This is a genomic window from Bacillus sp. FSL K6-3459, assembly GCF_038003305.1.
Lineage (GTDB): Bacteria > Bacillota > Bacilli > Bacillales > Bacillaceae > Bacillus > Bacillus pumilus_O.
This window is the reverse complement of sequence record NZ_JBBOOW010000001.1, coordinates 2,013,000-2,025,683: the sequence shown is the minus strand read 5'-3', so window position 1 is coordinate 2,025,683 and position 12,684 is coordinate 2,013,000. Positions and strand designations below refer to the sequence as shown.

Here is a 12,684-nt window from a genome sequence, read left to right as displayed (position 1 = left end):
CGCATGAGAGATCAAGCATGTGATGTGAGGCAAGCCATCTCCTCTCCAGAATGAGGAGGAACAAATGAAAACAAAGCTAGATTTTTTCAAAATGAAAGAACAAAACGAACCCATTGTGATGCTGACAGCATACGACTATCCATCTGCAAAGCAAGCAGAAAAAGCGGAAGTCGACATGATCTTAGTTGGTGATTCACTTGGAATGGTTGTACTTGGACTCGATTCGACAGTACAAGTCACGATCGATGACATGATTCATCACACAAAAGCAGTGAAAAGAGGCGCAAAAGACACATTTATTGTGACGGATATGCCATTTATGTCTTATCATTATTCATTAGCAGAAACATTGAAAAACGCAGCACGCATCATGCAAGAAAGCGGTGCGGATGCCTTAAAGCTAGAAGGCGGAGATGGCGTATTTGAATCCATTCAAGCTCTCACAAGAGGCGGGATTCCTGTCGTCAGTCATTTAGGCCTCACACCTCAGTCAGTTGGAGTACTTGGTGGTTATAAAGTGCAAGGAAAAGACCACGAAAGTGCGCAGAAATTGATTGAAGACAGCTTGAAATGTGAGGAAGCTGGTGCAATTGCACTTGTGCTTGAATGCGTACCTGGTGAACTAACAAAACGAATTACCGACATGCTGAAAATTCCTGTGATCGGTATTGGTGCAGGGACTGACGCAGACGGACAAGTTCTCGTTTACCATGATGTGGTAGGATACGGGGTGTCTAGAACACCTAAGTTTGTGAAACAATACGCGCAAATTGATACAGTATTAGAAGAAGCGCTTATTCAATATACGAAAGAAGTAAAAGCACACACATTTCCAGAAGACAAGCATACATTTCATATCAAAGAAGAAGTCCTTGATGGTTTATATGGGGGGGGCAAAAAATGAACGTTGTCACCCATATTCACGAGTTGAAGGAATTGATTAAGCAACATCAAGAAAAGCAGCATTCCATCGGCTTTGTCCCAACGATGGGCTTTCTTCATGAAGGACATTTGACGCTTGCGAAAGAAGCAAGGGATCAAAATGACCTTGTAGTCATGAGCATCTTTGTTAATCCTTTGCAATTTGGACCGAACGAAGACTTTGAATCCTATCCACGGGATATGGAAAGAGATCAGCACCTTGCAGAAGAAGCAGGGGTAGATATTTTATTTACACCTGATGTGAAAGAAATGTATGCAAATGAACCATCGATCACGATGACGGTTCGAAAGCGGACGGATGTCTTATGCGGGAAAAAACGTCCGGGACATTTCGACGGTGTTGTTACTGTGCTTACAAAGCTATTTCATCTTGTAGCACCAACAAATGTATACTTTGGTCTAAAGGATGCACAGCAAGTCGCTGTGATCGACGCGATGATCAAGGATTTCTTCTTTGATCTTCACCTTGTCTCAGTACCGACAGTTAGAGAAGAAGACGGTTTAGCGAAAAGTTCAAGAAATGTGTACTTGTCTGATAAAGAAAGACAAGAAGCACCTGCTTTGTACCGCGCACTGAAAAAAGGACAGTCAGCGATTGAAAATGGTGAACGTGACGTCAGTCGCATTTATCAGTTGGTAGAAGAGGATATTCTTCAAACAAGCGGGGAAATTGATTATATTGAAATTTACTCCTATCCAGAGCTTGAGCCGCTTCAGCAGTTAGCAGGTCAGGTCATCATTGCGATTGCGGTGAAATTCTCACGGGCAAGACTGATTGATAATGTCATATTCCATGTTCCTGAAAGCGGTGAAAAGCATGTATAGAACCTTTATGACTTCTAAACTTCATAAAGCGACGGTAACAGAAGCAAACTTACATTATGTTGGAAGTATCACCATTGACGAAGATTTACTTGATGCGGCAGGTATGATGGCAAATGAGAAAGTACAGATTGTCAACAATCACAATGGCGCGAGACTTGAAACGTATATTATTCCGGGTGAAAGAAAAAGCGGGGTCATTTGTCTAAATGGCGCAGCAGCAAGATTGGTTCAGCCGGGTGATGAAGTGATTATTATTGCTTATGGAATGCTCTCAGAAGAAGAAGCAAAGACGCATACACCAAAAGTGGTCGTGTTAAATAAAGAAAATCAAATTGAACAAATGATTGGGCAAGAGCCTGCGAGAACGATTTTATAACGCATGCTCTAATGAAACAGAACAGTTTAAGAAAAGAAGCTGTTCTGTTTCAGCTATTTTTGCCCAGATCGTGTTTCGCTTCGAGTGAAACGAGGAATTGAGGTGTCCATTTTATGGCCGATCAAAGGTTTGTTGTCGTTGATATTGAAACCACCGGAAATTCACCCAAAAAGGGTGATAAAATCATTCAAATTGCTGCGGTGGTCATTGAAAATGGACAAATTGTCGAACGGTATTCAAAATATGTGAACCCAGGAAAAGCGATCCCTGGATTTATTGAACAGCTGACAGGCATTCAGCAGCATATGGTCGACGATGCGGTGTTTTTTGAGGACATTGCCCAAGAGGTGTATGATCTCATTCAAGGCGCTTATTTTGTTGCGCACAATGTTCATTTTGACTTGAATTTTTTAAATGATGAACTAAAAGCATGCGGGAAAAATGAGCTGGATGTGCTAGCGATTGATACAGTTGAAATTTCTAGAATTCTTTATCCAGAGCTTGAAGGCTATAAGCTCACTGAATTAAGCGAAGAGCTCATGCTTCCACATGACCACCCGCACAGGGCGGATAGTGATGCGGAAGTTACTGCTATGTTATTTTTAACCTTACTCCATCAATTAACGCATACACCGACAAATGTGCTTAAGCAGCTGCGCAGATTATCCTCTTATCTTTTAAGTGATATAGGACTTTTAATCCAGCAGCTTGAAACGAGTGATGCTAGCAGCGAAGATTCATTGGTAGAAGTCGGCTCTTTTGCTGTTAAAGATGTCACTAATTCTGAAAAGGATACGACAAATTCAGTAGGGGAAGACGATGAACAGCTGTTTGAGGAGATCAAAAAGAAGCTGCCCCAAACAGTGGAAGGCTATGAAGTAAGAGAAGGCCAGCTCACGATGATGAATAAAGTGAGAGATGTGTTTCATGAAAGAGCTTATGCTTTAATTGAAGCGGCACCAGGTATTGGAAAAACGCTGGCATACCTCATACCAGCTGCATTAGAAGCAAAGAAATCAGGAAAACCTGTCATTATTAGTACATATTCCATTCTTTTGCAGCAGCAAATGCTTCAGCGCGATGTGCCGATTTTAAATCAATTACTACCATTTGAGCCAGCAGCCTGTGTATTCAAAGGTCGGGCGCATTATATTTGCTTAGATAAGTTTGAGCATGTGCTCCATGAGGAAGATGATAACTATGATGTGGTCTTAACGAAGGCGCAAATATTAATGTGGCTCCTTGTCACAGAAACGGGTGATTTATCTGAACTAAATTTACCGTCGGGAGCTGCCAATATAAAAGACCGGATTTCGTGTGTGCACATGCCATTTACATCGAAAAAGCGCCGCTTTAAAGAATACTGCTTTTATGAGCGCGCGAAAAGAAGGGCGAAAACAGCTGATTTAATTTTAACGAATCATCGCCTGCTCTTATCACAAACGGAGGCATCATCTATCTTTCAGCATGCAGACGTATATGTGATTGACGAGGCTCACCAATTTGAGAAAACAGCCAATGAAACGCTAGGGGATAGCGCATCTTATATCCAGCTTCATGCGAAATTAACGCAGCTTGGTTCCTTACAGGGTGGTTTGTTAAAGAAGCTGAAAAAAAGATTCCACGGTGCCGGTTTACAGACGGACACCTTTATTGAAATGGATGAGTATCTCTATCAGCTTCAAATGGAAAGTGACGCCTTTTTTAGTACCGTCCATTCTTTTGTCAAAAGGACAAAACCAAAAGCAGACATCAATCGTCTCATTCATAGAGTACGTCATCAGTCGAAGCATGCGCAGTGGAAACGGATTAAAGAGACGGCAAGTAAGCTTTGTTCCTTGTTAATTGCTTGTGAAAAGCTGTATGAACAGCAGAAAAGCGAGCTTCTTCAAAAAAGTGATCAACTGACAGAACACTTTGCGTTTGAAGCAGAGGAATACGATCAAGTGATGTCGTTTATGCAAACATTTTGCAGTACGCTGTACCGGTTCATTTTTGAACCGAAAAACGATGAAACGGTTTGGATTGAGATTGATGCAAAGGGTGCCAAAAATGCTGTCTTTATGCACGCGCAGCCGCTAGATACTGGAGAGCTTTTAGCGGATCGGTTTTTTATGAACAAAAAAAGTGTTGTTCTCACATCAGGGACACTCACAATCAATGGTCGTTTTGATTATTGCTTAGAACGATTTGGTCTGCAGGACTTTTATCCGCATCTTGTACAGATTGAATCACCGTTTGAACTTGAAAAACAGCTCAAGGTGATTGTACCAGTTGATATGCCGCCGATTACGAACCGTGATGAGCGCGACTATGTAAAGCAATCAGTACGGTACATTAAGATGATGGAAAAACAGCATCAAGCGAAGATATTGGTGTTGTTTAATTCACATGAGATGTTAAAAGCAGTGTATGATGAACTGAAAACAGAAGGGATGCAAGCCGCCCTTTTTGCTCAAGGTTTGACGGGTGGTAGTCCTGTTAAATTAACGAAGATGTTTAAATTAGCAAAACATGCAATTTTACTTGGTACAGGTAGTTTTTGGGAAGGTGTCGATTTTCCTGGATCAGAGCTGACAACAGTCATTATGGCACGTCTTCCGTTTCGACCGCCTGATTCACCGCTTATTGAAGCAAAATGTGATGCCGCTAAAAAACAAGGCAAAAACCCGTTTAAAGCCGTTGCTCTCCCAGAAGCTGTGTTAACCTTTAAACAAGGTGCAGGACGCTTGCTACGCTCTGAAAAAGACATTGGGACATTGCTCATTTTAGACCGCCGAGTGAAAACCGCGTCATATGGAAAGCTATTTTTAGAATCACTCCCTCATGCGCCGGTCCACGAGATGACAAAAGAATCACTTGAGGCGTATATAGAGAAGCTCAACAACGAAAAGCCGCTGTCATAAGCGGCCTTTAGCTGGTGTGGGTTTGGAGTTAATTTATCGTAACGGCTTTTTTGTGTTCCGTTGTAAAAATAGTATCGGTTCCCGCGCCGAAAAGTATGACTAACAATATTTACGTACCGAGGAGGAATTAGAAGTGGAAAGTAAAATAGAGGTACTTTCAACTGTTCACATTAAGCATTCAGAGGACCTGTATAAAATTGTTGACTTATTGAATAGAACGCTTAAAAGAGAAGATCTCATGTTTGGACTAGCATTAGATCAAGAAGATCAAAATCAAGCGATATTTACAATATATCGCACATAGGGGAAGCTTGACATGAAAAAAATAGTTTGGATCATCTCATCCGTTGTGGCTTTCGTTTTGCTTATTGGCATCATCAGCTTTACGTGGATTTATCAGATTGCCATGGGGCAAAAAGAACAAGGGCATGAAACGGCGATTGAACGAGCAAAAAAACAAGCAGACATCGTACAAGTGGAGCAAGTAGAAACCTTTGTCGGAAAAGAAAAACAATTTATTGTTGAAGGCAAAAACAAACAAAATGAAACAACTTATGTTTGGGTACCTGCCAGCAAAAAAGAAAAAGTGATCGCAAAAAGGGCAAAAGATGGTGTAACCTCAAACCAAGCAGTACAAGCTGTTCAAAAGGAGAACACGGTCTCTAAGCTAAAGGACGTTCAATTAGCAAGAGAAGGTGATGTACTCCTTTGGGAAGTGACGTACTTAAATGAAAACAATCAATACAGCTTTAGCTATGTCGATTTCTCGACAGGACACGTAGAAAAAAATGTAACACCATAGTTTCTCCTGTCTTGCGTTGACCATGCTGATTTAGAACGGTTATAATAAAATGTATGAAAAAAGAATCACACCTATTGAAAAGGTGAGCTTCTTTCTGGCTTTGGAGGGAATTATGTTGAAAACAACGATTAATCAAGTGTTCAAACATGTCGATGAAGATGTAACCATCGGCGCATGGATTGCCAATAAACGTTCAAGCGGTAAAATTGCATTCTTGCAGCTGCGTGACGGGACAGGCTTTATTCAAGGAGTCGTAGTAAAAGCAGAAGTAGAAGAAGAAGTCTTTAAGCTTGCGAAATCAGTCACTCAAGAAACAGCTGTCTATGTGACAGGACAAGTAACAAAAGACGAGCGTTCACCTCTTGGTTTTGAATTGCAAGTGAAATCCATTGAAGTGATTCACGAAGCAACTGACTACCCGATTACACCAAAAGAGCATGGAACAGAATTCTTAATGGATCACCGTCATTTATGGCTTCGTTCTAAAAAGCAGCATGCCATTATGAAAATTCGCAACGAAATCATTCGTGCTACATATGAATTCTTCCATCAAGAAGGCTTCGTGAAAGTAGATCCGCCAATTTTAACTGGAAGTGCACCTGAGGGCACAACGGAGCTGTTTGCGACGAAATATTTTGATGAAGACGCGTACCTTTCTCAAAGTGGACAGCTTTACATGGAAGCTGCTGCTATGGCACTTGGGAAAGTATTCTCTTTCGGTCCAACATTTAGAGCTGAAAAATCTAAAACAAAACGCCATTTAATTGAGTTTTGGATGATCGAGCCTGAGATGGCTTTTGTCGAATTTAATGAAAACCTTGAGTACCAAGAAAACTATGTGACTCATGTGGTTCAAAGTGTACTTGAAAACTGTAAAGTGGAACTGCATACACTTGGCCGTGATACAGCTAAACTAGAAAATATCAAAGCACCATTCCCGCGTATCACTTACGATGAAGCCATTAAATTCTTGCAAGAAAAAGGATTTGACGATATTGAATGGGGAGATGACTTCGGCGCGCCTCACGAAACAGCGATCGCTGAAAGCTACGATAAACCAGTGTTTATCACTCACTACCCAACATCATTAAAACCATTTTACATGCAGCCTGCACCAGATCGTGATGATGTCGTTCTTTGTGCAGACTTGATTGCACCAGAAGGCTACGGAGAGATCATTGGTGGTTCTGAGCGTGTTCATGATCTAGAACTTCTTGAAGCAAGATTGAAAGAACATGGACTAGACAAAGAAACTTACAAATGGTACACAGAATTAAGACAATATGGTTCTGTACCGCATTCAGGTTTTGGTCTTGGACTTGAACGTACAGTTGCTTGGATTAGTGGAGCGCCGCATGTGCGTGAAACCATTCCTTTCCCAAGATTATTAAACCGTTTATATCCTTAAGACGTGAAAGCCTCCAACATATGGAGGCTTTTTCAAACGTTTTTGAAGGGGCACGTGAAATAAAACGTGATATACTTAAAGTGAAGAGGTGTATCCGATGAATAGGCAGCAATTTATTAATATGCAGCAAATGGGGTCGACCAGTTTGCCTAATTTGCTGATTGCTCATTATGAGCAATTAGGACTGAATGAATCACAGATGATGGTGATGCTTAAGATTAAAATGAATGAAGAACAAGGTGTGTTCTTTCAAACATTTGAAGAGCTTTCCCATGGCATGACCATATCAGCTGAAGAGTGTGCGTATATGGTTCAGCATTTAATTCAAAAAGGATTTATTTCGATTCAGCCGTTTGAGGACGGGTCTGGTATTCAGCATGACCGTTACTCAGTTGAGCCATTATGGGGCGTGTTGTATGACTTTTTAGAGGCTAAACAAGCGAAGGAAGGTCAAAAACAACATGTACAGGCTGAAAGGTCTTTATATGCTTTATTTGAAGATGAATTTGGCAGACCGCTTTCTCCTCTTGAAGGAGAAACACTCTCGATCTGGATGGATCAAGACCATCATGATGCTGAAATGATTCGGCTAGCGCTAAGAGAAGCCGTTTTATCGGGAAAATTAAATTTCCGTTATATTGATCGAATTTTGTTTGAGTGGAAAAAGAAAGGGCTGAAAACAGCGGAAGAAGCAAAAGAGCATAGCCAGCACTTCCGTTCTCAGCAAAAAGCGCCACCTTCAAAAGAAGAGACGTCAACATATAAGCGACAAGTTCCTTTTTATAATTGGCTGGAACAATAACCAATAAAGGAGAAGTCATGTTATCAAAAAAACAAATCAATGAATGTTTAGATATTATAGGAGATATGTATCCAGAAGCTGAGTGTGAGCTTGTTCATTCCAATCCATTTGAACTTGTGATCGCTGTAGCACTCTCTGCGCAGTGTACAGACGTGCTTGTCAACAAAGTGACCAAAACGTTATTTCAAAAATATAAAACACCAGAAGACTATTTAAGTGTACCGCTTGAAGAATTGCAGCAAGATATTCGTTCGATTGGCCTTTATCGAAATAAAGCCAAAAATATTCAAAAGTTGAGCAAAATGCTGATTGAAGAATATGGCGGCGAAGTGCCAAAGGATCGGGATGAGCTTGTGAAGCTTCCTGGGGTGGGCCGAAAAACAGCAAATGTCGTTGTTTCGGTCGCTTTTGGGGTGCCGGCAATTGCAGTCGATACACATGTAGAACGTGTCAGCAAACGACTTGGAATCTGCCGCTGGAAGGATTCTGTTCTCGAAGTAGAACAAACCTTAATGAAAAAGGTGCCAGAAGAAGATTGGTCTGTGACGCATCACCGCCTCATTTTTTTTGGCAGATATCACTGCAAGGCGCAGCGTCCGCAGTGCGAATCTTGTCCGCTTCTTGATATGTGTAGAGAAGGGCAGAAGAGGCTGAAAAAAGGATTGGTGAAGCTGGCATGAGCGGGGCCGTTGTTTTTTCCTCATATGTCGAAAAACTAAAAGCAAAAAAGGTAGAGATAAAAGGTGATCGAATGGACATCCTTAGAGAGCATCCACTCGCATATGATCTATCATCAGAACGTTTAACAGATGAGCTTCCATGGCAGAAAACAGAAGAATTTGTTCCTGTGATGTTCGAACTATGGAATGAATTAAAAGAAAAAATGCTTCCTCGTTTTGAAACAAGAAAGTCTCGGTGTGAAGAAGATGATATGCTGCAAGGGATTGTCAGTATGATTGCGGTGTTTTACTGGATCAAAGGGGAGAGACTTCAAACGCTTGAATGGGAACATATTAAGCAAGAGACATTTCCTGTTGCTCCTATTAATTGGACAGAACGTTTAGAGTTCATTTTGCTAAAACCAACTCAATATCACTGCTTTATTCAACTAGACGAGCTATACACAGAACTAAAAAAGCAGTATGGAAAATATGAAGCACTCAAAAAGATTAGACAAAAGCGTTAAAAAAAGCACTTGCCACATAGGCAAGTGCTTTTTCATTATTCATTTTCTTTTCGATTAGGAGAAGTTGATTGCGAACTTGAGCTTTGTGAGTTCGTTTTGGCATCATCTTTCTTTTTATCTTTATTATCAGTTTGTGAGTTGCCGTTCCCATTTGTACTGTCTGAGCCATTATCGGAAGAACCATTATTTCCGTTTTCCGTATTTCCGCCTTGATCCTGATCTTTATCTTTGTCTTGATCTTTTTTATCATCTGGCTTTTGCTCATCAGTGCCTGGGGGTTGATTTTTGTTATCGTCAGTCTTGTCTGTCTGCTCGTCGTCAGGCTTCTGCGGTTCTTCTTCTTCTTTGTTCTCATCATCTGCTTTTTCTTCCTCATCTTCATCATCCTTGATGGTGAGGAAGGTAGAAGCTGCTTTACTTGTAACATCCTCTACAGTGGCTGTCACTTGGAACTTATAAGTAGAGCCAGGCTTCACATCAGAGATAACCGCTTCTTTAGCAGAACTGCTTTGAATCTCTTTATAGCCGCCGTTATCAACCGCTTGTTTTACATTAAATGTAGCGTCTGCGTCGTCATCATAGCCCCATGTCAGTGTGATGGATTTTTTCTCTTCATCATACACCGCTTTTAAGTCAGAAGGCTTATCGGCTTCTTTTTTCTCATATGTGTCAGACACTTTGGTCGGAACCGTTCCTTTTACAAAGTATTCTGTTGTCTTCTTATCACTAGGTGTATTTGGTCCGGCTAATTTCGCTGGATCCGATCCTTTTTCAACCGTAGCTTCTACGACACTGTCTGGTTTTTCAAATGAGCCGCTTCCATCATCAATTTGAGAAATTAATCGCTGGAAGACGAGTTTAGCAACACGCTGCTCATAATCTGTGAGCCACATTTTGCCGTCCGCATCTTTTGAGTTACCAATTCCAGTCCAAACGGCTGCTGTATATTGCGGCGTGTAACCAACAAACCACGAATCTTTTGCACCGCCAGAAGGAATATTGTATTTATTGATATCATCTTGTGTAAAGTTCGTTGTACCTGTTTTACCAGCTACTTGAACGTTAGGTACTTGTGCAAGTGTACCAGTTCCAGATTGGACAGCAGTTTTCAGCATATCTGTAACCATAAATGCCGTGTAATCACTCATAGCCGCTTTGGAATCTGGCGTAAGGTCAAGCTTTGTACCGTCATTAAATTCAACAGACGTGACAGCATGCGGTTCGTTATAGTATCCATTATTACCGAATGCACTAAATGCTCCAGCCATCTTCAAGGAGGAAACACCATCGTCAAATCCACCGATTGAGTAAGACTCTGGAATGTCAGACGGTAAGTCCATACCTAAATTATTAGCGAATTTCACGGCATTGTCTGTGCCAGCTTCTTGGAAAGCCTTTAGGGCAGGGATGTTTCGTGATTGTGCCAAAGCACTTCTCATCGACATTTTCCCTAAATGTCTTCTGTCAAAGTTATTAATCGGTGTACCGTTTGAGTACGTATACGGCGCATCATCAATTTGCTGGTATGTTGACCATTTTTTGTTTTCAATGACAGGACCGTAATCTAAAATGGGTTTGATTGTTGAACCTGGCTGACGTTTTGCATCAGTTGCATAGTTAAAGCCGCCGGCTGGTACATCACGGCCACCGCCAATAGCTCGGATTTCACCATTTTTTGTATCAAGTAAGGTGACACCCGCCTGCATACCTTTCGTAAATCCAACAGAATCCCCATTGATAATATCATCTAGGTGATCCTGAGCTTTACGATCGAGTGAAGTATAGATTTTTAATCCATCTGTTGATACATCCACTTTGGCTTTTTTCTGTACTTCTTCCATGACTTCTTCAATGTAAGCAGAGTACTTACTTGAGTTCTGGCTCTTATATTTATCAGCAGGGACTACGGTCTTTTTGACAGGGGTTGCTTTTGCCACTTCATAGTCTTTCTCTGAAATATAGCCTTGTTTTTTCATGAGGCCTAACACGATATTACGGCGTTTTTCCGCTGCCTCAGGATTTTTCACTGGGTTATAAGCAGAAGGACTCTGCGGCATACCTGCAAGTGTCGCAGCCTGTGCAACAGTTAGTTTATTTAAATCTGTGACGCCGAAAAATTGTTCAGCCGCTTTCCCAACACCATAAGCATAAGGCGAGAAGAAAATACGGTTTAAATACATTTCTAAAATTTCATCTTTAGAGTACTTTTGCTCAAGCTGAATCGAGAGCCATACTTCCTGTACTTTACGTTTTAACGTTTTTTGATTGTTCAGTAGAGTGTTTTTCACAACTTGCTGTGTAATTGTACTTCCACCTTCAGCTCCAAAGCCGTCCTCAACGTTTGCGACAAGGGCACCGCCAATACGGATTGGATCAATCCCGTGGTGTTTATAAAAACGTGCATCTTCCGTTGCAATAAATGCTTCTTTTACGACATCGGGTATATCTTTAATCGAGACATACGTTCTTTTTTCCGCACCGACTTCTGCAAATACTTTCTTGTCTATGTCATAAAGCTTTGAAGAATAAGGTGTTTTGAGCTTACTATCATCAATTGAAGGAGCGCTTGATGCAAAAACGGCAAAAGTTGTGATTCCGGCCACTAGACATAGAAGACCGATCACGAGTAAAGATAAAAATATTTTTTTAAATAGACCTGCTTTCTTTTTGCCTTTTTTGTTCTTTTGCTTCTTATTGTTTTCTTGACTTGCTTTACGTCGCTGTTCACGACTTGTAAATTGATCAGACATCACATCTCAACCTTTCGTGTTAAACCTTTTTCGAACGTCATTGTTACTTACTTTCATCCGAAAAATGAAGTGTCTCCACTACTTTAATATAATCAATTCTTGGCGAATATCCAAGTGTCATTAAGTGACCGGCTTCCATTAGTTCAGCTTTACTAATGGATTTCCGGCCGTTTAGCTTCTGCCGTTCCCAGAAGAAAAAGAGATCTGACGCGGGCAAATAATAAACAGAGCCAAATGCGGATATAATAACGAAACAAATACCGCCTTGCTTTTCAACCTGTTTCATATGCTCAATTTGATGGTCATGAAAATTTTTGAGCGGAAACGAGGTGGTACTTTTGGTTTCCTTTGCTTCAAAATCGATATAGCGCCCTTTGTACACTCCATTATAGTCTGTTGTGGATGATTGCTTAAAATAGGCTTCTTTGATCACAGCAGCACTTCTTTTTGGATAATCCACGTTCACAATTTGAACGGGGGTAGGCTTTTTATGAATGACTGCGATCCCGTTGACCAAATAGTACTGGTTGGTTTCGTTTAAGTCAGCCTCAAGCGTCATCCCGCGGTTACTATAAGAGGATTCGCCGCTGATTCGTTTTTTTGTCCCAATTGGTTGAATGGGCTGATACGATTTTCCGTTTGGATACCGAATCATCAAGTTTCAGCCTCCTTTTAATGCATTTTGTA

Annotated in this window: 12 protein-coding genes; 10 read left to right on the top strand and 2 right to left on the bottom strand. The window is 41.0% G+C overall.

Features of this window, described 5'->3' with window-relative positions; genetic code table 11:
- The first annotated feature begins 64 nt into the window (after positions 1–64).
- The 10 genes from panB (at position 65) to MHI35_RS10050 (ending at position 9,247) form a co-directional block, all read left to right on the top strand.
- Entirely contained in the window at positions 65–904 is an 840-nt protein-coding gene (gene panB, locus MHI35_RS10095) for a 3-methyl-2-oxobutanoate hydroxymethyltransferase (RefSeq protein ID WP_335349466.1), read from the top strand.
- Positions 901–1,767 (top strand): pantoate--beta-alanine ligase, encoded by an 867-nt coding sequence (gene panC / locus MHI35_RS10090; protein WP_335349467.1) that lies wholly within the window; start codon positions 901–903, stop codon positions 1,765–1,767. Before panB ends, panC begins: the two co-directional genes overlap by 4 nt.
- The gene (gene panD, locus MHI35_RS10085; RefSeq protein ID WP_034620444.1) at positions 1,760–2,143 is read left to right on the top strand and encodes an aspartate 1-decarboxylase; all 384 of its coding nucleotides are present in this window, start codon (positions 1,760–1,762) and stop codon (positions 2,141–2,143) included. The genes panC and panD overlap by 8 nt, the downstream gene beginning before the upstream one ends.
- Before the next feature lie 113 nt (positions 2,144–2,256).
- Entirely contained in the window at positions 2,257–5,049 is a 2,793-nt protein-coding gene (gene dinG / locus MHI35_RS10080; RefSeq protein WP_335349468.1) for an ATP-dependent DNA helicase DinG, read from the top strand.
- A gap of 133 nt (positions 5,050–5,182) precedes the next feature.
- Positions 5,183–5,353: a YpmA family protein gene (locus tag MHI35_RS10075; RefSeq protein ID WP_003215469.1), complete on the top strand. Its 171-nt coding sequence runs from the start codon at positions 5,183–5,185 to the stop codon at positions 5,351–5,353.
- 12 nt (positions 5,354–5,365) lie between these two features.
- The gene (gene tseB / locus MHI35_RS10070; protein ID WP_012010354.1) at positions 5,366–5,851 is read left to right on the top strand and encodes a cell wall elongation/penicillin-binding protein regulator TseB; all 486 of its coding nucleotides are present in this window, start codon (positions 5,366–5,368) and stop codon (positions 5,849–5,851) included.
- 115 nt (positions 5,852–5,966) lie between these two features.
- Positions 5,967–7,259, top strand: coding sequence for an asparagine--tRNA ligase (gene asnS / locus MHI35_RS10065; protein WP_335349469.1), 1,293 nt, complete (start codon positions 5,967–5,969; stop codon positions 7,257–7,259).
- 97 nt (positions 7,260–7,356) lie between these two features.
- Positions 7,357–8,061 (top strand): DnaD domain-containing protein, encoded by a 705-nt coding sequence (locus MHI35_RS10060; protein WP_335349470.1) that lies wholly within the window; start codon positions 7,357–7,359, stop codon positions 8,059–8,061.
- A gap of 17 nt (positions 8,062–8,078) precedes the next feature.
- Positions 8,079–8,741: an endonuclease III gene (nth, locus tag MHI35_RS10055; RefSeq protein ID WP_211064263.1), complete on the top strand. Its 663-nt coding sequence runs from the start codon at positions 8,079–8,081 to the stop codon at positions 8,739–8,741.
- Positions 8,738–9,247 (top strand): YpoC family protein, encoded by a 510-nt coding sequence (locus MHI35_RS10050; protein ID WP_335349471.1) that lies wholly within the window; start codon positions 8,738–8,740, stop codon positions 9,245–9,247. Before nth ends, MHI35_RS10050 begins: the two co-directional genes overlap by 4 nt.
- Before the next feature lie 35 nt (positions 9,248–9,282).
- Here MHI35_RS10050 and MHI35_RS10045 read toward each other — a convergent pair whose 3' ends face one another.
- Complete coding sequence (locus MHI35_RS10045; RefSeq protein WP_335349472.1) at positions 9,283–11,997, bottom strand: PBP1A family penicillin-binding protein; 2,715 nt, start codon at positions 11,995–11,997, stop codon at positions 9,283–9,285.
- A gap of 43 nt (positions 11,998–12,040) precedes the next feature.
- Complete coding sequence (recU, locus tag MHI35_RS10040; protein WP_335349495.1) at positions 12,041–12,652, bottom strand: Holliday junction resolvase RecU; 612 nt, start codon at positions 12,650–12,652, stop codon at positions 12,041–12,043.
- Between the last annotated feature and the right edge of the window lie 32 nt (positions 12,653–12,684).

Coding starts and splice junctions, on each gene's coding strand:
- panC (WP_335349467.1), top strand. CDS start 901: ATGAACGTTGTCACCCATATTCACGAGTTGAAGGAATTGATTAAGCAA.
- panD (WP_034620444.1), top strand. CDS start 1,760: ATGTATAGAACCTTTATGACTTCTAAACTTCATAAAGCGACGGTAACA.
- MHI35_RS10060 (WP_335349470.1), top strand. CDS start 7,357: ATGAATAGGCAGCAATTTATTAATATGCAGCAAATGGGGTCGACCAGT.
- tseB (WP_012010354.1), top strand. CDS start 5,366: ATGAAAAAAATAGTTTGGATCATCTCATCCGTTGTGGCTTTCGTTTTG.
- panB (WP_335349466.1), top strand. CDS start 65: ATGAAAACAAAGCTAGATTTTTTCAAAATGAAAGAACAAAACGAACCC.
- MHI35_RS10045 (WP_335349472.1), bottom strand. CDS start 11,997: ATGTCTGATCAATTTACAAGTCGTGAACAGCGACGTAAAGCAAGTCAA.
- dinG (WP_335349468.1), top strand. CDS start 2,257: ATGGCCGATCAAAGGTTTGTTGTCGTTGATATTGAAACCACCGGAAAT.
- recU (WP_335349495.1), bottom strand. CDS start 12,652: ATGATTCGGTATCCAAACGGAAAATCGTATCAGCCCATTCAACCAATT.
- nth (WP_211064263.1), top strand. CDS start 8,079: ATGTTATCAAAAAAACAAATCAATGAATGTTTAGATATTATAGGAGAT.
- MHI35_RS10050 (WP_335349471.1), top strand. CDS start 8,738: ATGAGCGGGGCCGTTGTTTTTTCCTCATATGTCGAAAAACTAAAAGCA.